Below are 18,968 nucleotides of genomic sequence, written 5' to 3'. Positions count from 1 at the left end.
TTATGGCTGAGGTCTAGCGAAGCTGAGCGACTGCCGAGAGAACCACAGGATGTGCTCCTCTAAGCGGGCGCGCGCGTCCTGAGGTCGACGGTCTACAACGGCTGCCAGAATGCCGCGGTGCTGCTCTTGTAGGGTACGTTTAACAGCCTGCCAGTCTTCGAGATGGGGCACAGCCTCTTGCACATAGCTGATGGTGGCAATACGCAGAGAATCGATGATAGTTTTCATCACCAGATTGCTACCGACCGCAGCCAACTCATAGTGAAAACGAGTGTCACAAAAGTGAAAGCGCTCATCGGTGATTTGAGGGTCGTCCATTTCATCGAGGTAACTCCCAGCCCGTTGCAACGCTGCGTCGCGCTCTAAACTGTCGGGTGCCGCCGCTGCCTCAACCATCGCAGGCCCTTCCAAATGCAGACGGGTGCTAATCACATCGGCAACAGGAAGAGAGCTGGTTGCCAGATGCATGCGTAAAGCCCACCCCAAAGCCTCTGACGGCTCAGAAACTACCACCGAACCAGCCTTAGGACCCGAACCGACCCCAGTGGTAATCAGACCCACCGCGTCGAGCACCCTCAAAGCCTCACGAACGGACGCGCGAGACACCCCGTACGTTTCAGCAAGGGTTCGTTCGCCCGGTAGCCGGTCACCCACCACCAGCTCACCCGAGCGCAACTTACGTTCAAAAACCTCTAAGAGCTGGGTGAAAGACTTTTCTCTATGCAACAGAACCACATCTTTACAACTAACGAACAATAAATACCCGTGGAGACAAAGTTTCGGCGCTTGCACGAAAATTATCGCACAAGCGCCGAACACGAACACTAAAAACAGGAATCTGCAGGTTTACAGTGCAACCATCCAGTGCAGAATGTTGCTCTGCAAGAAGACAAGAACACAGACAGCAGCCAGCAGAATGAAAGACCAGGGCAGAACTGACTTGAAGATCTCTGACTCCTTGCCCTCCATCTGAACGGAGGTAGCAGCAATAGCCAATGACTGGGGTGAGATCATCTTACCAACCACACCACCGGTGGTGTTAGCAGCCAGCATAAGCTCGGGGGAGGCACCCTCGATGCCGTTAGCCTGCAGGTTCTCAGCAGCAGTTACCTGCAGCTTGCCGAACAGAGCGTTCGCTGAAGTGTCAGAACCGGTTACCGCGGTACCAACCCAACCCAGAACAGGTGCCAGCAGGGCGTAAATGGTGCCCAGCGATGCAACATACTCACCAATAGCCACGGTCTGACCTGAGTAGTTCATGACGTAGGCAAGAGCCAAAACGCAGGCGATAGTCAGAGCAGTCCAGCGCATACGGTAAGCGGTGGTGAAAATTTCCTTGATAGCATCACCGAAAGTGAAAGCGTAACGACCCTTTTCGTTGAAGATTAGGTAAATCACGGTCACGATCAAACCAGCAATCAGCAGGTAGGTACCGGGGTTGCCCAACCACGCGAAAGAGTAAACGCTCTTGATGGGTTCGCCTGCATCGTTGAGCAAACGATCCTTGAGCAGTGGCATAGGAATCTTGGGGGCAGTGGTCTTGAGCCAAGTCACCAAGGGCTGATAGAGGTTAGCCACACCGAAGATAATCACAACAACTGCGTAGGGCATCAGAGCCATCCAGATACGCATACCGGTCAGCTCGTGATCAGCTGCGGGCAGCTCAGCGGGCAGACCGTAGCGCTCGCGAACACCGGCGATACCCTTGGGCTTCCAGACCTGCAAGAAGGCAACAGCGGCACCGAGAGAAACAATACAAGCCACAACGTCGGTCAGCTGGTAAGCGAAGTAAACTGATGCCCACCACTGAGCTACCGCGAAGGAGAAGCCGATAACAGCAGCCGGTACCCACGCATCCTTAAGGCCGCGTACACCGTCGAGGATCCACAGCAGAATGAAGGGAACAAAGAAAGCCAAGAAGGGAGCCTGATGACCAACAATAGCGGCGATGTCGACAGCGTCGCGTCCACCAATTTCACCCGCAGTGGTAATCGGGATAGCCACAGCGCCGAAAGCAACGGGGGCGGTGTTAGCAATCAGCACGGTGGTTGCAGCCTTCAAAGGCTTCACACCGAGTGCCAGGATCATGGTTGCGGTAATAGCGACGGGAGCGCCAAAACCGGCGAGTGCTTCAAGCAGGCCACCGAAGCAGAAGGCGATCAGAATTGCCTGGATGCGCAGGTCGCCGCCACCGATGCGATCAAAGGTACGGCGCAGGTCTTCAAAACGACCAGAAACTACGGTGACCTGGTAGAACCAGATTGCCATGAGAATAACCCACACGATGGGGAACAGACCGTAGATGCCACCGCGAACGGCTGACATGAGGCTGAGATCGAGGGGCATCTTGAAACCGAAAACTGCTACGAGGATGGCAACAGCCAGTGAAATGATTGCAGAGGTGTGGGCACGAGCCTTGACACCCAGCAACATAATAAAGAATGCGAGAAGTGGCAATGTTGCCACGAGCGCGCTGAGCGCCAGTGAGCCCCCGACGGCGTCGGTTTGGGCGGTAAAGGTGTTCATCGTAGAAATGTACTCCTGGGTGACGTGTCTCTTGTGCGTAGACCTGTTTGCTGAAGGTCAGGTGCAAACCTAATGCGCCATTGCGTGGGTCTCAAGAGACTAGTGGTGGAGTGGTCTAACTCTGTGGTCTGACCATTAACAACATAGAGTCACCTTACCTGATGTATCTCACAACACAAAGTTTCAGGTCGTGAAAACTTTAACACCTTGTGATAGCGCAGGGAGCGGACGCGCGGTGGCAGTCTTGCGGTGGTGCGCAGGCGGTGCAGGTGGTGAGCGCTGGGGGAATAGAGCGCCATCATCACAGGGGGTTATTTGCCTAAGAAAATATGCGCTAATTCGATAGGTAAAATGCTGGGCGCGTAGTGTTAGATTGAAAATATAAGAAAGCAATTCTGTCGCATTTTAAGCCTGCTGAGGATTGATGATGCCGACCTCGCTGACGAGGTCGAAATCCTGCTGTTGGCAAAGGCTCATTCACAGAGGCAGTATTCACCCGAAACGTACGAAAGAGGCGAACATGCGTATTGCACTATTCTCAACGTGTATCGTCGATGGCATGTATCCAAAAGTTGCTCGGGCAACCGTGGATATTCTGGAGCGCCTGGGACACGAGGTTGTGTACCCGCAGGGTCAGACCTGCTGTTCACAGATGCACGTCAACTCAGGCTACTTCGATGATGCCTACACCATTGTTAAAAACCACGTTGAATCCTTCGAAGAGTGGGATTTCGACGTGGCTGTTGCCCCCTCAGGCTCCTGCGTCGTTGCACTGGATCACCAGCAGGGCATGATTGCTGAACGCAAGGGTGATCACGACCTTGCCCGCCGAGCTAACGCTCTTGCCGCTCGTACCTTTGAGCTCTCAGAACTGCTCATTGACGTTCTGGGCATTACTAACGCTACTGAGGAACTAGGCTCCTACTTTCCCGAGCACGTCACCTACCACAGCTCCTGCCACGGTATGCGCCTGGGTAAACTTGGCACCCGTCAGTCTGACTTGGTACGCACCGTTGAAGGCATCAAATACACCGAACTTGAAGGCCTGGATCAGTGCTGTGGCTTCGGCGGTACCTTCTCATTCAAGAACGCAGATACCTCCGGCGCTATGGTCGAAGACAAGATAGAAAACATCGAAAACACCGGCGCCTCACTGTGTACTGGCGGCGACGCGTCCTGCCTCATGAACATTGGCGGTGCGCTCTCCCGCAAGAGTTCAGCCGTGCAAACCATTCATTTTGCTGAAATTCTCGCGTCCACCAAAGAAAACCCCCTCAAAGTAGAGGGGCTCGTCTCAATCGCCGGAGGTAAGAAGTAATGTCAGTTACTCAGCTCGGTATGCCCCAGGTTCGTCACGGTGTGGGCAACATCTTTGAAACTGAACCCTTCCCGCAGTACGCAAAGCGTGAACTGAAGAACGAACAGCTGCGTGCCAACCTCGGCTTCGCCACCCATAAGATTCGTACCAAGCGTGCGGCAGTCACCGGCGAATTGCCTGACTGGGAAGACCTGCGTACAGCAGGTTCTATGATTAAGCAAAAGGTCATGGCTAACCTGCCCGAGTACCTAGAAGAGTTCGAAAAAAACTTCACCGCTCGTGGCGGTCACGTTCACTGGGCACGCGACGCCCACGAAGCCAACGAAATCGCGCTCAAGCTCATTCGCGCTGAGGGCGTTGATGAGATCATCAAGATCAAGTCAATGGCAACCGCTGAAACCGGTCTCAACGAGTACCTCGAAGAAAACGGCGTCTACGCGATTGAAACCGACCTCGCCGAAGAAATCGTGCAGTTGGGCGATAACGACCGCCCCTCACATATTCTGGTGCCCGCCATCCACCGCAACCGCACCGAAATTCGTGACATCTTCCGTCGCAAGATTGAGGGCGTTGACCCCAACCTGTCAGACAACCCCGCAGAGCTTGCCGAAGCATCACGTTTCCGCCTGCGCGAGAAGTTCCTCTCCACCAAGGTTGCTGTCTCCGGTGTGAACTTCGGTATCGCAGACACCGGCACCATGACCATCGTGGAATCTGAAGGCAACGGCCGTATGTGCCTGACCCTGCCCGAAACCCTCATTACCTTCATGGGCATCGAGAAGATTCTGCCCACCGTTGAAGACTACGAGGTGTTCTTGCAGCTGCTGCCGCGTTCATCCACCGGTGAGCGCATGAACCCCTACACCTCAACCTGGACGGGCGTAACCCCCGGTGACGGCCCGCAGAACCTGCACGTTATCCTCATGGATAACGGTCGTACCGCTGCCCTGGCTGATGAGGTCGGACGCCAGGCTCTGCACTGCATCCGCTGCTCGGCATGCATGAACGTCTGCCCCGTATACGAACGCGCTGGCGGTCACGCATACGGCTCAACCTACCCCGGCCCCATCGGTGCGATTCTCTCACCCCAGCTCGGCGGTATCGAGAACGAGTACAACGGCACCCTACCCTACGCATCCTCACTGTGCGGTGCTTGCTACGACGCTTGCCCCGTGAAAATCAATATTCCCGAGGTACTGGTTCACCTGCGCGGCAAGGATATTGATGCCAAGAAAGCAAAGAAGGGCGCACCCACCCAGATGGACGCCGTCATGTTGGGCGCTAAGACCATCTTCTCTTCAGGCAAGGTCATGGCTTTGGCTGAGAAGGGGCTGCCCCTGTCAAAGATTGTAACCGGCAAAGACCACAAGATTTCGTGGTTGCCCGGCCTGGTGGGTGGTTGGACTGACTATCGTGATATTCCTGAGCCGCCTAAGCAGTCTTTCCGTAACTGGTACAAGAAGGAACGCCCGTCAGAGTCTAAGCGAGTCTCGGGTGAACGCGTTGATATTGCAGCGCTGCTTGAAAAGAACAAGGACAAAGCAGCAGAAGCACACGCAGCAGCGGAGGCTGCTGGCGTTGATGTTCCCGCAGCAGTGACCCAGGAGGCTATGTAATGTCTGATGCAAAAGCTGAGATTCTCAAGCGTATTCGCACTTCTTTGGGAGATCACCCTCAGCCTGCTGAGCCGGTGCGTAACTACCGCAAGGTGAGCGATAAGAGTGAAGAAGAAGTTCTTGAGATGCTGATTGACCGTTTGGTTGATTACAAAGCGAACGTTTATCAGGAGACCGAAGAGACCATCGCTGAGCGTGTTAGCGAGCTGCTGGGCAAGTCATCGCGTTACGTGGTGCCTACCGGTCTAAAAAGCGAATGGTTGCCTAAAGATACCGCTGCGCGCACGCGCTTGGTCGATTCAGGAAACGCGAAGAAATCGGGTGCTTTGGGCGTTCGTGAGTTGGACGCGGTGGACGCTGTGGTCACCTCATCGACGGTTTCCTGCGCTGAAACCGGCACCATCTTCTTGACCTCTAACCCTGATGAGGGTCGCCGCGCAATCACCCTGGTACCCGATCACCACATTTGCGTGGTGCCCATTGATACCGTGGTGGAGCTGATTCCTGAGGCTATCAAACGCACTAACTTTGACCAGCCTGTCACCATGATTTCTGGCCCGTCAGCTACCTCAGATATTGAGCTCATTCGTGTAGAGGGCGTCCACGGCCCCCGTACCCTTGACGTGATTATTCTGAAGTAAAGACACGTTTGGATAAAAGGCGACCTTCCACCTCTTGCCGGTGGGAAGGTCGTCTTTTATGTGCTTCTGACGGCGGTAGCCTGTGAAAACTCGGCTAATGACGAGGAGACTCTCTACTCGGAGGCGGATGTGGTTTGGGTCTGATTCTTGACCATATGGGCGCGCTCGGCTTTCTTCTCAGCAATCAGATCACGCGAGGTCTTAGCGGTTTCTTCTGACTCTTCGGAATCGCCATCCGATGCCGAATCACCGTATTCAGCATCAGCCGGCTTGGTCAGCGCAGAGGCTAGGGGCGCCAAAAGCGCAGCGAGCGCGATCCAGAAAACTGAAATGTAGCATTGCCAAGTTCTCTGGAGGCACTCGCCAGGATAATGGGTTCGGTGCTTGTTATTGCTCTTTTTCTGTTGCGATGGGCGTGAGTCTCGTGTGGTGATGCTCGAACTGGCTGGTTGCGAGTTCTATCAACTGTGCCACGGGCTATGCAGAGGTGGTGGGCGAATAATCTTTGCAGGGGTAGAAGCAATAAGTGTCAAGATGAGATAGTTTATCTGGAGTTATTTCTGCCCTGGGGGTGGATGCCGGTGGCGCAGTAAGGGACGTAGGTGGTTGATGTGGCTCAAGGCGCTGGGCGAATTATTGGTGTTGATGTGGCGAGATGCATTGCTCTCTTTGCAATGTTTGCTGCCTACACGATGCCCGAGGTGGGGACAGAGCCAGTAACGGTGTTCTCTGATTATCTGGCAATGCCCCTTTTTGCCCTGCTTCTGGGCGCTTCTGCCTATTTTTCATCGCAGCAGATGAGCGGGACTTTCCTGTTCGCGTCCTCGGTGGTGCGCGGACTCATTTTGATAGTGCTGGGGCTGTGGTTGCTGAATCTCGGTGCCCCCGTTGATGACGTTATTTTGCAGTACTTGGGGTTGCTGAGTGTAGTTGTGGTGCCCTTTGTTTTTCTGCCCTCGTGGGCGCTGGCAGGTGTAGCTGCGGTGATCGCTGTAGCTAGCCCTTACGTGTTGCAGTGGGCAGCGCCGATTCATACGCAGCTGGTGGTCGAAGGGTCTTTACTCGCTTACCCTATGGGGTGGATGTTTGCCGGTAGCCACTACAGGGTCTTTACGATGCTGTGCTGGGCGCTGCTCGGTATTCTCATTGCCCGCGGCATGGAACGCTGGGGTATCTGGGGCGATCTTGCTCTTGCTGCGGTCTCAACCCTGCTTGTCGGCGGTATCTTCTGGTACACGCGTCCCGCCGGGTCTTTGTTGGTCTACTCCGGTGATCACCTTGAAATCGTATTCAACGCAGCATTGAGTGCTGCCGTAGTGGGCTGGTGCTGCGTTCTTGCCCGCGTTTTGGGAGCCCGTGAGGTGCTTCTCTTTCCGCTTGTTGCCCCCGGTCGCATGACCTTGAGTCTCTATGTTTTGCACGTTATTCTGCTCGCCTTTTACCTGAAGCAAGCGCCGCGCTGGGGGCTGGCATCCACCGTTGAAACGTGGCCCGTGTTTGCTGTGTGCATGGTGGGGGCTGTACTTTTTGCTGTGGTGTGGACGCGCCTGCTCGGCAACACTGCCCTGCGACGCGGGCCCCTGGAGTCGGTGATGGCTCTATTGACCGGTAGGGGGTAGTTTCAACCCCGCTCGGAGCGTACACTCTGAAGATTCTCATTGCTCTTGCTGTATCTGCTAGTCTCAGATGCTGATAGAAACAAGAGGTAAAAACATGAACTCTACGCGCGGTACACATCAGAAATCGGGTTGGCTGCGGGCCTTACTTTCAGCGATTTTAGTGCTGGTGTGGCTGGCAGTAGCCGGTATCGGCGGGCCTTACTTTGGCAAAATTTCTGAGGTTTCCACCAACTCACAAACTGACTTTCTACCGGCTAGTGCCGAATCAACTCAGGTGGTGGAGCGCCAGAGTGATTTCTTCGCGGGTGATACCGTGCCCGCCATCCTTGTTTTTGAAGCGGATAGCGAACTCAGCGATGAGCACCGCTCCTACCTAGAGTCTTTGCCCTCCCAACTTGTTGAGGATGGCGCCACTAACGGGCAAACCTCACCGGTGCTTTATTCCGAAGATTCCCGTGCAGCAGAAATCATTGTGCCCCTACCCGCAGATGAAGCACCGGCAGATGGGGTAGAGACTATTGAAAGGACTCTCAGCACCCCGCCAGCAGGGCTTACCTCCTACATCACCGGCCCTGCAGGGTTCGCCGCCTCTTTGGGTGCCGCCTTCGCCGGTATTGACGGGGTACTTCTGCTGGTTACCCTCGCCGTGGTATTCGTGATTCTGCTGGCAGTCTACCGATCACCCATTATCCCCATTATTGCCCTGCTGACATCAATGGTGGCTCTTTCTGGGGCAATCTTTGTAGTGTGGAATATGGCAAATGCCGGCTGGGTCATGATTAACGGTCAGGTACAGGGTATTCTGCTCATTCTGGTAGTGGGTTCTGCGACCGACTACTCCCTGCTCTACGTTGCCCGCTACCGTGAGGCACTCACCTTACATCGCAACCGTTTTGATGCAACCCGTGCTGCCCTACGCGGAAGCTGGGAACCCATCGTTGCCTCCGGTGGAACCGTCATTGCGGGTTTGCTCTGCCTGTTGCTCTCGGCACTTGCCTCCAATAAGGCACTGGGGCCGATCGCCGCTACTGGTATCGTCCTTTCAATGGCAGCTGCACTTACCTTTCTACCGGCTGCCCTCGCGCTGTCAGGTCGCTTCGCCTTCTGGCCCGTACGCCCGCGCTACCAAGAAGAACACCGAGAAAGCCCCGGTGGTCTCTGGGCTAAAGTCGCCGACTTCGTTTCTGCCAAACCCCGAGCCGTTTGGGCAGCGACTGCCGCAGCCCTAGCTGTCTGCGCAGGCTTTGCGCTGACCTTTCAGGCAGAGGGCATTCGCCAGTCCGAGATTATCGTGGGGCAGTCGGAGTCACGCGACGGACAACGGGTACTGGCTGAACATTTTCCCGGTGGCTCAGGATCACCGGCGAACATCATTATCAGTGCCGACGCTCTGGACGCGGCTGCTGAGCGCCTAGACGCTCTAGATTCAGTGGATTCCCTCGCCGTGGTCGCAGCTGACTCACCCTCTGGCACCCTGCCGGTGGGCGCGTCCGCACCTAACCCCCTGCCCCCGGTCTTTGCCCAGGCAAGCCCCACCCAGGTAGAGGGAAACGTACTGCTGCAAGCTACCCTCACCGACCCTGCCGACTCACCTCAGGCGGAACAAGCCGTACTCGATATTCGCGCCGCCACGCAGTCAGTGGACGCCAACGCGCTGGTGGGCGGTGAAACAGCAACCGCGCTGGATAGCAACACCAGCGCAGCCCGCGACTTGAAGGTTATTATTCCTGCCGTCCTGGTAGTGATCACCCTGATTCTCATGCTATTGTTGCGCTCCATTGCCGCCCCGCTGTTACTGGTTGCCGCCACGGTGCTCTCATTCCTAGCAGCCCTGGGCGTCTCAGCGATAGTATTCAACCACATACTGGGCTTCCCCGGCGCAGATCCAACAGTACCGCTATACGGGTTCGTCTTTCTCGTAGCCCTGGGCATCGACTACACTATCTTCTTGATGACCCGCGTGCGCGAAGAATCCCTCACCCTCGGCACCCGCGCAGGCATGCGCAAGGGGCTGATCGTGACCGGTGGAGTGATTACCAGTGCCGGTATCGTACTGGCAGCAACCTTCGCGGCGCTCGCTGTGATTCCGCTGGTCTTTATGATTCAGCTGGCATTTATCGTTGCTTTCGGCGTGCTACTGGACGCTACCGTGGTGCGCGCCCTGCTGATACCCGCTCTCGTTGAGGATATTGGTCAGAAAGTATGGTGGCCCTCAAAGCTCTCTTGACAGTAGAAGCCTTTTGACCTCACTGGTATAAGTGGTGCCCCTCAGAAATTTGAGGGGCACCACTTGTATATAAGAATCATTGAAGAGTTAGATGCTGCGTGAAGGAGCGAAGAACTGACGCGCCCAGAGGGCAACGTAGACCAGTGCCACCAAAATAGGTACTTCAATGAGAGGTCCTACCACACCGGCAAGAGCCTGACCGCTCTGCGCGCCAAAGGTAGCAATAGCCACCGCAATCGCCAGCTCGAAATTATTACCTGATGCCGTGAATGAGAGAGTTGTTGTCTTTTCATACCCCAGCTTCAGTGCCCAACCAATCACCATGCTTGCCGCAAAAGTCACCAAGAAGTAGAGCACCAGCGGCACCGCAATACGGGCAACGTCTAGCGGGTTAGAGATGACCGCGTCCCCCTGCAAAGCAAAGAGCACCACAATGGTGAAGAGCAGACCGTAAAGAGCCCAGGGGCTAAGAGCCGGAACGAAAGTGTTTTCGTACCAGTTGCGTCCCTTTGTCTTCTCACCCACGGCGCGTGAGAGAAAGCCCAGCAGCAGGGGAATACCCAAGAAAACCAGCACCGAAAGTATAACCGTCGTCAGTGAGAACTCGACGCTGGTGGTCGGTAGCCCCAACCAGGTGGGCAATGCCTGTAGGTAGAACCATCCCAGGGCACCGTAAGCGAGTACCTGAAAGATAGAGTTGATCGCGACCAAAACCGCCGCTGCCTCGCGGTCACCGCAGGCAAGGTCATTCCAAATCAGCACCATCGCAATGCAGCGAGCCAAACCTACAATAATCAGACCGGTACGGTACTCGGGCAAATCAGGCAAGAAAATCCAGGCGAGAGCGAACATGAAGGCCGGTGCCAGTAACCAGTTAATGACCAGCGAGGTCACCATGAGTTTTTTATCGGCAAGCACCTCACCTGTTTCGGTGTAGCGAATCTTAGCCAGCACCGGGTACATCATCACCAACAGCCCCAAGGCAATGGGCAGAGAAACTCCGGCGACCTGAACGGACTCCAGCGCTGTACCCACCTGAGGTAAGAAGCGACCGAGTAGCAAGCCCAGAACCATGGCGGCGAGAATCCACAGGGGTAAAAAGCGGTCGAGCACAGATAACTTGGCGATCACCTGGTCAGTGTCGTTAGCGGGGTGAGCACTCACAGCGCACCTTCTTTCATCGATAAACTTCGATATTTTCTGTGCCAGTATATATTGAAATCTATCGATATATGTGTAATCTTGTTGAAAAGGCAATCTTTGCCGCATCTCACGGGAGGTGAGCGTATGAGAACATCATCGTGTTGCAGTATGGCAACCGAATCTGCGGTGCCAGTTGAGCATATTGCGCGTAAAGCCCAGTTCTACAAGGCTCTCGGCGATGAACGACGGCTGACCCTGGTCTATCTCATTGATTCATCACCTGAAAAAAGTGTCTGCGTTTGTGACCTCACCGAACCGCTGGGGCTCAAACAATCTACCGTCTCGCACCACCTCAAGATTCTGGTAGACGCCGGTATTCTCGCCCGCGAACAGCGCGGCACCTGGGCGCACTACTCGGTGGCAGCATCCGCCCAAGAATGTATTAGTACCCTCTGGAAGGAACACCCATGACCGATCACAAGCCCACTATTTTGTTCGTATGCAATTCCAACAAGGGCAAGTCACAGATGGCTGCTGCCCTGTTAGAAGCTGAAGCGCCGGGTAAGTTCACCGTGGAGTCAGCAGGTACTAAAGCGGCAGTGGGGGAGGCTGTTAACCAGCAGGCTGCGACGTCACTGGCTGAAATTGGTGCTGATATGTTGGCAGGTACTCCTACCCAGCTGACTGAGGAGGCGATGCGTGCTGCCGACCGTGTAGTCGTGGTGGGCGGGGCGAAACTTCCCGAGGTTGACGGTGTTGAGGTTGAGCGCTGGGAAACCGACGAACCCTCAGAACGCGGCATCGAAGGCGAAGAGCGCATGAACCTGATTCGTGACGAGATCCGTGAGCGTGTGCAGAAACTGGCACAAAGCTACTAACCCAAAGTACTGCTACCTGAAGGTTGAATACGCGAATACAGCAAAAATCCCGCTCACTTTTACAGTGAGCGGGGCTTTTATGCTTGGTCGGGATGACAGGATTTGAACCTGCGACCTCGTCGTCCCGAACGACGCGCGCTACCAAGCTGCGCCACATCCCGATTATTAACTCATGACGCTAAGCGTCAAAGCAACATCAACCAGTATAACCCTGCCACGCGGACGCCGCAAAATCTTCGACGCGGACGCGCGAGCCTACCCGCGCGTCCGCCCAGCTACCCCGGTGAACGGTAGAACTAGCGGGTTGCCTTCTCGACCAGTTGCAGAATGTTCTGGTAGGTGTGCCCGGTAGCCTCGGTCATACCCTGCTCACAGGTGCGGTTGGTCGAAACATAGGCGGAGTAGCTACGCTCATTGACCTCACGCGCCTCAGCTTTCGTCGCAGAAGCAGTGAGCTCGGGATGCAACATGCCGCGGTCACCGGCATAACCACAGCAACCCCAGTTAGCGGGTACTACTGCGTCCGGCGAAATCGCCTGAGCCAGTGCCACAAATTGCGCCTGAACACCCAGGTGGGTGACTGAGCAGGTGGGATGCAAAACCACAGAATCCAGCGGACGCGTTACCGTGAGCCCAGGTAGCAGACGCTCAGCGGTGAACTGCACAGCATCAATAAAGCGAATCTTGGCAAAATCAGCCTCTCCTGCGCGCACTCCGTTCTTCAGCTGACTTTCAGCGGCAGCTGTCACCTTGGACTTCATCACTTCAAGCCCCTCAGTACACGAGGACGCATCGCAGACCACGGGCAACTCACCGCCACGGGTTGCCTTCCACAGAGTGCTCAGAACTTTATCGCTCATCAGCAAGTAGCCGTCGGTGTACCCCTTAGACTTCCAGGGAGTACCGCAGCACAGCGATGAGATACCCTCGGGCACTGTGTAGCGCACTCCCGCACGCTCACACAACTGTTCAAAAGCAGCCGTTGCGTTCATCGGCTCAGCCTTGCCGTCACCGTCAACACCACCGAACATGGCGTTGACGCAGGCGGGGAAGAAAACAATCTCGGCACGGACATCAGGGTGCGCTACACGATGTTTACCACCAGCTGACAACGACTTCTTATACTGAGGCACCAGGTCTTCACCCATGACCTTACGCCCGAAATCAGTCACCGCCTTCACCGCGGGGAAGGGTAGCTTCTTAGCGATATCTAAGGCGACACCGGCACCAGCATCCACCGCGCCCCAGTTCTTTGCGGCAATCGTCCACCCCGTAGCCACCAACTTATTCTGGTTCTCACTACGCAGACGCCGCACCAAATCACCTGTATCAATGAGCACGGGGCAACGAGTGAAGCACATACCATCTACCGCGCAGGTCTCCATGCCGTAGTACTCATAATCTTTACGCAAGCGGTTTGCCAGATCTGGATTGTGCTCCTCAGCCGTCTGAACCTCGCGGCGCATGACGATACGCTGGCGCGGGGTCAGCGTCAAATCCTTAGACGGGCATACCGGCTCACAGTAACCGCACTCCACACAGCGATCAACCTCCTGCTCCACAGCGGGCGCAACCTTGAGATTCTCAATGTAGGTGCGGGGATTATCGGTAATAATGACACCGGGGTTGAGCAAGGCTGTGGGGTCAATCAGGCGCTTGACTTCAACCATCACCTCGTAAAGTTCGGTACCAAACTGACGCTCGATATAAGGTGCCATAATGCGACCTGTACCGTGCTCGGCTTTCAGCGACCCCTGGCGTCCTACAATCAGATCCACCATGTCTTCGGTGAAGGCTTCGTAGCGACGCAGCTTATCGGCATCATCAAACTTTTCATTGAGCATGAAGTGAACGTTACCGTCCTTAGCATGACCGAAAATCACCGAATCCTCATAGCCGTGGACATCAAAGAGAGTACCCAGCTCCTGGCAGGTTTCACCCAGCACATCCACAGGCACCACCACGTCCTCTAACAGAGCATTAGTACCTGAGGGTCTGTTGCCCGCAACCGTTGTATAAAGCCCGCGGCGAGCCTGCCAGAGCTTGTTGCGCTCGCTCAAATCGGTGGTCATTTCAACGGGCGCCACCACGGGCAGGGACGCGAACATGGGCGCGGCGGCATCCTCTAAAGTCCTGAGCTCCTCAGCAGAGTTGCCCTGGAATTCCACCAGCACCGAGGCGTGGTCTTTCACGTCAATCGCTGCAAGCGCAGCAGCTGCCTGACCGGTGCGCTGGGCAACACGAATAGAGGTAGCATCTAGAAGTTCAGCGGTAGAGAGCTTGTTCTCTACCAGTGTGGGCACCATTTTTGCCGCGGTGATGAGGTCATCAAAAACCAGCAGGCCGGTTGAAACATTGGTGAGAATAGGTAGGGTGCGGTAGGTTGCTGAAGCCACAAAAGCCAGAGTGCCCTCAGAGCCCACCAAGAGGTGCTCCAAAATCTCGACAGGGGTTTCAAAATCGAGAAAAGAGTTAAGCCCGTAACCCATGGTGTTCTTCATCGAGAACTGCTGCTTGATGGTGGCAACGGACGCGGGATTTGCAAGAATACGTCGGCGCAGGCGTAACAAACCCTCGTGAATATCGGGTTCTTGGGCGCGCAACTGGGCGTCGGCATCTGCGTCCGCAGTATCAATCACGGTACCCGAGGGCAGCACAAAAACCAGGGATTCGAGGGTGTTATAGGTGTTGAACTCGGTACCCGACGACATACCCGATGAGTTGTTAGCAACCACACCACCGATGGTGCAGGCACTCAAGGACGCGGGGTCAGGACCCAGCCGGTAACCGTAGGGTGCCAGCATGTTGTTGACCGCCATGACGGTCGCTCCGGGCTGCACCCGCACCCGTCGACCGCTATCGAGAACCTCTATGTCGCGAAAATTGCGGCGGGTATCGAGCATCAAACCGTCGCTGACTGCCTGCCCTGAAAGCGAGGTGCCGCCGGAACGGAAGGTCAGTGGAACCCTATGACGCGAAGCAGAAGCGAAAATCGCACCCATATCATCAGCTGAACGAGGACGCAGCACCCCACCGGGAACCAGCAGGTAGTGGGAAGCATCGTGGGCAATAGCCAAACGGTCAATTTCTTTGACCGAGATAGCGTCAGCTCCTAAGAGGGATTGAAGCTCTGAGGCGACACCGCTCAACCCGTGGGCGTGCGGTGAGTCAAGGGAGGTAGCAGAGACAGCAACGGCGGACATAACAAACACCTTTGTTCGTGCGAGTGTGATTGTCTCTATTTTAGAGTTGCTAGTGTTGTTCATCTCTTCATGAAACTCGCGCATCTTCGCTAGATTGCCATTGATTCTTCCCAGGACGCGTGGAGTTGAGCGAAGCGTCCGCCGGACTCAATGAGCTGGGTGGGGGAGCCATCTTCGACGATGGTGCCGTCATCAATCACAAGAATACGGTCCGAGGTCAGCACCGTTGAGAGACGGTGGGCAATCACGAGAGAAGTGCGCCCCGCCAACAGTTTCTCAAGCCCGGCTTGAACCAACCGTTCGGAGGGAATATCAAGGGAGGCGGTCGCTTCATCGAGAATAAGCACCGCCGGGTCTACCAAGAAAGCACGGGCAAACGAGATGAGCTGACGCTGACCGGCTGAGACCGAACCACCGCGCTTTGAAAGGTCGGTGTTGTACCCCTCGGGCATCATCGAGATGAACCCGTGGGCACCCACCGCCCGCGCTGCATCCTCAACTTCTTGGTCGGTTGCTTCGGGTCTGCCCAGCCTAATGTTCTCAGAGATAGTGCCGGTAAAAAGAAAAGCCTCCTGAGTCACCATAACGACTTCACGGCGCAACTGCTCATCGGCAAGATCACTCACAGCAACCCCGTCCAAGGTCAAAGAACCCTCAGTGAGATCGTAGAAACGTGCCACCAATTTAGCGAGGGTAGATTTACCGGCACCGGTTTTACCCACCAGAGCTACCTGCTGACCGGCGGGAATGTCCAGGTTGAAGGGGTGCAAGGCAGGGCGACCGGGCAGGTACTCAAAACTCGTGTCCCTAAACTCAAGGTGACCCGCAGCAGGCTGGGTACGCTGTACCGGACGCGCCGGTTCGGCAACCTGGGGTACTTCGGCGAGAAAGCCCGAGACCTTCTCTAAAGCCGATACGGCAGACTGTAACTGGTTGTAGAACTGCGACATTTGAAAGACCGGTTCAAAGATGCGGTTGGCATATATAACCAGTGCAAGCAGGGTGCCCACCTGCATGGCTCCCTCAAGCACAGAGTGACCGCCAACCACCAGCACTACCGCCACGAAGACGGTGCCCGCACCCAGCAGAGAGGGCAGGTAGAGACCAAAGATTTTGACGGAATCCATGACGCGCAGACGGTAGTCTTCTGCTTTTTCGCCGTAGACCGAGCGGGCGCGTGCCTCATTGTTGAAGGCTTTGATGGCGCGAATACTGCCGAAAGTCTCTGTGAAGCGTCCAATAAGCTGGGCTGATTCAACACGCTGGGCACGAAAAGCCACCGAGGAGCGGCGCTGAAACCAGACGGTCAGCAGAGCCACGGGAACCATCATGACTAGCAGACCGACACCTGCCCGCCACTCAATCACAAAGAGAGCTATCACAGAGAAAACCATGCTCAGGGCGGCAGCGGCGAGCTGAGATAGACCGGAATCGAGAAAAGCCTTGAGTGTTTCAAGGTCTGAAGTCAGGCGCGAGATCACACGTCCGGCAGTATATTTCTCGTGAAAACCCACGCTGAGTTTCTGCGCGTGATCGAACATTTCAAGGCGTAGGGCATAGAGGGCTTTTTGCGAGAGACGGGTGGTCACCACAATATTCAGGTACACAAAGACACCGGCAAGAATCACGGCAGCCCCAAACACCGCTAGCGAAACCAGCATAGGCTGAGAGTTGCCCTCACGCAGGGGGTTTAAGGCGTTGTTCAACGTGTAGGCAATCAGCCAGGGCGCCAGGGTATTAAGACCCATCGCCGCTACCACGTAGATGATAGAGAGCATGAGCTCTTTACGCAGGGGCTTCAGAACTCGCACCAGCAGAGCCATAGAATGCTGGCGGGTAAATTTCTTCTCTGAAGCATCGAGCTCAATTTTGTCTTCGGCAAGTTGCTGTGACACGGTTCTTTAGCCCTCCTTACTCTCATCAAGGGGTGCCATCAACGCCCGATATTCTGGGTGCGATTGCAAATGAGCAGGAGTGCCCACTGCAATAATTGCGCCCTCTTTCATCACGGCAACCCGGTCGGCAAGGGCAACGGTTGAGGGGCGGTGAGCGGTCAGCAGGGTAGTAGAGTTCACCAGCTGCTTTTTCAGCTGCTGCATCACGAACTCCTCGGTATTAACGTCGAGAGCCGACAGCGGATCATCAAGGAGCATGACGCGCGGCTGGGCTGCAATGGCGCGGGCGAGCGACAGACGCTGACGCTGACCACCCGATAAGTTCATGCCCTCTTCACCAATCACAGAATCAACACCCTCAGGTAGTTTCTCCACAAAATCAGCAGAGGCAACGTCAAGACCCAGACGCAAACGCGCGTCCGCCTCTTGGGCGCTCATCCGCGAACGGTCAACACCCAGCAACACGTTCTCACGCACCGTATCTGAGAACAATACAGGCTCTTCAAAAGCGAAAGAAACTTGTTGGCGCAACTGGTGAATGCTGAGTGATTTAACGTCAACCCCGTCTATGGAGATGGTGCCGGCGGTTGCATCATAGAGACGCGGTACCAGCTGCAAAACTGTTGATTTACCCGAACCTGTGACACCCACCAGGGCAATAATCTCACCTGGTTCAATCTCTAGGCTAAAGTTTGTCAGCACAGCCGGTGCCGCTTCGGAGTAGGCGAAGCGAACGCCCGAAAAACTGAGAGAAGCGGGGGCCTGCGAACTCTGCACCGAATGTTTCATCGGGGCGGACGCGCGTCCGTTCCCCGTCCTTTCGTTGCGGCTAGAGTCGCTGAGCAGGGGTATATCTTCTCCATCGGGGGTATCCACGATAGAGCGGTGGCGGTCTAAGGAGACCTTAGCGCCCAGCCCGATGCCCATGAGTGTACCTGCACGTTCTACCTGGGCATTCAAAATGGCGGTGGTTGCAAAGAAAGCGGTGAGTTCGCCAACGCTGAGCTGGTTGTGGGCAACCTGGTTGATGCCAACCCCCAGGGTAATAAGCGAGGTGACACCGACAATCAAAGAGTTCTGCATCATGAGCTTACCCATGAACCGCGAGCGGGTCACCTCAAGATCCCGCAACCTGGCGGAGTCCTCAGCGAAGCCCGCAAGAGCATGCTGACCGCGTCCGAGGGCTTTGAGCACACGCACACCGTGAACAGACTCCTCAACGGTGGTTGCTAGATCGCCAGCCATCTCTTGAGATTGGCGGGTGAGCTCTCGATACCCTTTAACAAACCGCCAGGTCACAAAAACCATGAGCGGTACACTGCACACGTAGATGAGGGTGAGCAGGGGAGACCCTCGCAGTAGGAGCACCGAGCCAACGACCAGCATCACCGCAACAGAGATGAGCTGAACCAGACCGAAAGTCATCCACTGGCGCAAGGTATTGAGATCACCCATTGAGCGCTGCAGAAGCTGCCCCGAGGGCCAACGGTCGTGAAAAGAAATGGGCTGACGCAGTAGTTTATCCACAATATTCAAACGCATCTGCTGCTCAACAGTGGACGCTGAATCAACCAATAAGAAGCGGCGCAACATCACCAAAGATACTTGGGCTGCGGCGACCCCCAGCACTATTAAACCGCCTAGCCACACCGTTGAGCTGGTGGGTGATCCGCCCACCATCGCATCGACAATAAAGCTGAGCACTTGAGGAATCATCAGCTCCACGATGACTATAATGATGCTGACAGTCAGCCCCGCTATCCACCGTGCGCGGATAGGACGCAGATAAGAAAAAAGGGTGTGCGATTCGCCGGTCTGCCGGGAAAAGGGGGTAGGGGAGGGCACCTCAATACGCTTTGTTTTTAACAAAAAGTTCTGCACGCGCTAGCTACCAGCCTTCTC

Annotated in this window: 14 protein-coding genes and 1 tRNA gene; 7 read left to right on the top strand and 8 right to left on the bottom strand. The window is 55.6% G+C overall.

The features are described from left to right. Positions 1-726 carry a FadR/GntR family transcriptional regulator gene (locus tag JTP09_RS08255; RefSeq protein ID WP_239479084.1) on the bottom strand — a complete coding sequence of 242 codons (726 nt, stop codon included), beginning with the start codon at positions 724-726 and terminating at the stop codon, positions 1-3. A 120-nt stretch (positions 727-846) separates the two neighbouring features. Beyond that, positions 847-2,526, bottom strand: coding sequence for an L-lactate permease (locus tag JTP09_RS08250; RefSeq protein ID WP_204877970.1), 1,680 nt, complete (start codon positions 2,524-2,526; stop codon positions 847-849). Positions 2,527-3,046: 520 nt separating this feature from the next. Between JTP09_RS08250 and JTP09_RS08245 the strand changes: the two genes are divergently transcribed. From JTP09_RS08245 to JTP09_RS08235, 3 genes are read left to right on the top strand one after another with little or no spacing between them, the layout of a single operon-like run. Next, positions 3,047-3,844, top strand: coding sequence for a (Fe-S)-binding protein (locus JTP09_RS08245; RefSeq protein WP_204877969.1), 798 nt, complete (start codon positions 3,047-3,049; stop codon positions 3,842-3,844). Continuing rightward, on the top strand, positions 3,844-5,460 hold the full coding sequence (locus JTP09_RS08240; RefSeq protein ID WP_204877968.1) for a lactate utilization protein B: 1,617 nt from the start codon (positions 3,844-3,846) through the stop codon (positions 5,458-5,460). Before JTP09_RS08245 ends, JTP09_RS08240 begins: the two co-directional genes overlap by 1 nt. Further along, on the top strand, positions 5,460-6,101 hold the full coding sequence (locus JTP09_RS08235) for an LUD domain-containing protein (RefSeq protein WP_204877967.1): 642 nt from the start codon (positions 5,460-5,462) through the stop codon (positions 6,099-6,101). The genes JTP09_RS08240 and JTP09_RS08235 overlap by 1 nt, the downstream gene beginning before the upstream one ends. Before the next feature lie 113 nt (positions 6,102-6,214). Here JTP09_RS08235 and JTP09_RS08230 read toward each other — a convergent pair whose 3' ends face one another. Beyond that, on the bottom strand, positions 6,215-6,400 hold the full coding sequence (locus JTP09_RS08230) for a hypothetical protein (RefSeq protein ID WP_204877966.1): 186 nt from the start codon (positions 6,398-6,400) through the stop codon (positions 6,215-6,217). A 312-nt stretch (positions 6,401-6,712) separates the two neighbouring features. Here JTP09_RS08230 and JTP09_RS08225 point away from each other — a divergent pair, with 312 nt between their 5' ends. Beyond that, positions 6,713-7,720: a hypothetical protein gene (locus JTP09_RS08225; protein WP_204877965.1), complete on the top strand. Its 1,008-nt coding sequence runs from the start codon at positions 6,713-6,715 to the stop codon at positions 7,718-7,720. Between the two features lie 94 nt (positions 7,721-7,814). Next, positions 7,815-9,947, top strand: coding sequence for an MMPL family transporter (locus JTP09_RS08220; RefSeq protein WP_204877964.1), 2,133 nt, complete (start codon positions 7,815-7,817; stop codon positions 9,945-9,947). 87 nt (positions 9,948-10,034) lie between these two features. Here the strand turns inward: JTP09_RS08220 and arsB are convergent, their stop codons facing one another. Further along, the gene (gene arsB, locus JTP09_RS08215) at positions 10,035-11,111 is read right to left on the bottom strand and encodes an ACR3 family arsenite efflux transporter (protein WP_370592541.1); all 1,077 of its coding nucleotides are present in this window, start codon (positions 11,109-11,111) and stop codon (positions 10,035-10,037) included. Between the two features lie 147 nt (positions 11,112-11,258). On the opposite strand from arsB, the gene JTP09_RS08210 reads away from it, so the two are divergent. Next, positions 11,259-11,561: a metalloregulator ArsR/SmtB family transcription factor gene (locus JTP09_RS08210; protein WP_239479083.1), complete on the top strand. Its 303-nt coding sequence runs from the start codon at positions 11,259-11,261 to the stop codon at positions 11,559-11,561. After that, positions 11,558-11,968, top strand: coding sequence for a low molecular weight phosphatase family protein (locus JTP09_RS08205; RefSeq protein ID WP_204877962.1), 411 nt, complete (start codon positions 11,558-11,560; stop codon positions 11,966-11,968). The genes JTP09_RS08210 and JTP09_RS08205 overlap by 4 nt, the downstream gene beginning before the upstream one ends. An 84-nt stretch (positions 11,969-12,052) precedes the next feature. On the opposite strand, the gene JTP09_RS08200 is transcribed toward JTP09_RS08205, so the two are convergent. The 4 genes from JTP09_RS08200 to JTP09_RS08185 form a co-directional block, all read right to left on the bottom strand. After that, positions 12,053-12,129: transfer RNA gene (locus JTP09_RS08200), tRNA-Pro, on the bottom strand. A gap of 135 nt (positions 12,130-12,264) precedes the next feature. Beyond that, positions 12,265-15,171, bottom strand: coding sequence for an FAD-binding and (Fe-S)-binding domain-containing protein (locus JTP09_RS08195; protein ID WP_204877961.1), 2,907 nt, complete (start codon positions 15,169-15,171; stop codon positions 12,265-12,267). Positions 15,172-15,260: 89 nt separating this feature from the next. After that, a complete protein-coding gene (locus tag JTP09_RS08190) occupies positions 15,261-17,066 on the bottom strand; it encodes an ABC transporter ATP-binding protein (protein WP_370592540.1) in 1,806 nt (601 codons plus the stop codon). 6 nt (positions 17,067-17,072) lie between these two features. Further along, on the bottom strand, positions 17,073-18,911 hold the full coding sequence (locus tag JTP09_RS08185) for an ABC transporter ATP-binding protein (RefSeq protein ID WP_204877960.1): 1,839 nt from the start codon (positions 18,909-18,911) through the stop codon (positions 17,073-17,075). Positions 18,912-18,968 lie beyond the last annotated feature (57 nt).

This window comes from Rothia sp. ZJ1223 (assembly GCF_016900985.1).
In the GTDB taxonomy this organism is placed as follows: domain Bacteria; phylum Actinomycetota; class Actinomycetes; order Actinomycetales; family Micrococcaceae; genus Rothia.
This window is presented reverse-complemented; position numbering and strand designations above follow the sequence as displayed.

Bases quoted from the DNA above. Each gene is read 5' to 3' on its own strand.
- JTP09_RS08250 (WP_204877970.1), bottom strand. From the start codon at position 2,526: ATGAACACCTTTACCGCCCAAACCGACGCCGTCGGGGGCTCACTGGCG.
- JTP09_RS08245 (WP_204877969.1), top strand. From the start codon at position 3,047: ATGCGTATTGCACTATTCTCAACGTGTATCGTCGATGGCATGTATCCA.
- JTP09_RS08240 (WP_204877968.1), top strand. From the start codon at position 3,844: ATGTCAGTTACTCAGCTCGGTATGCCCCAGGTTCGTCACGGTGTGGGC.
- JTP09_RS08235 (WP_204877967.1), top strand. From the start codon at position 5,460: ATGTCTGATGCAAAAGCTGAGATTCTCAAGCGTATTCGCACTTCTTTG.
- JTP09_RS08220 (WP_204877964.1), top strand. From the start codon at position 7,815: ATGAACTCTACGCGCGGTACACATCAGAAATCGGGTTGGCTGCGGGCC.
- JTP09_RS08210 (WP_239479083.1), top strand. From the start codon at position 11,259: ATGGCAACCGAATCTGCGGTGCCAGTTGAGCATATTGCGCGTAAAGCC.
- JTP09_RS08205 (WP_204877962.1), top strand. From the start codon at position 11,558: ATGACCGATCACAAGCCCACTATTTTGTTCGTATGCAATTCCAACAAG.
- JTP09_RS08195 (WP_204877961.1), bottom strand. From the start codon at position 15,171: ATGTCCGCCGTTGCTGTCTCTGCTACCTCCCTTGACTCACCGCACGCC.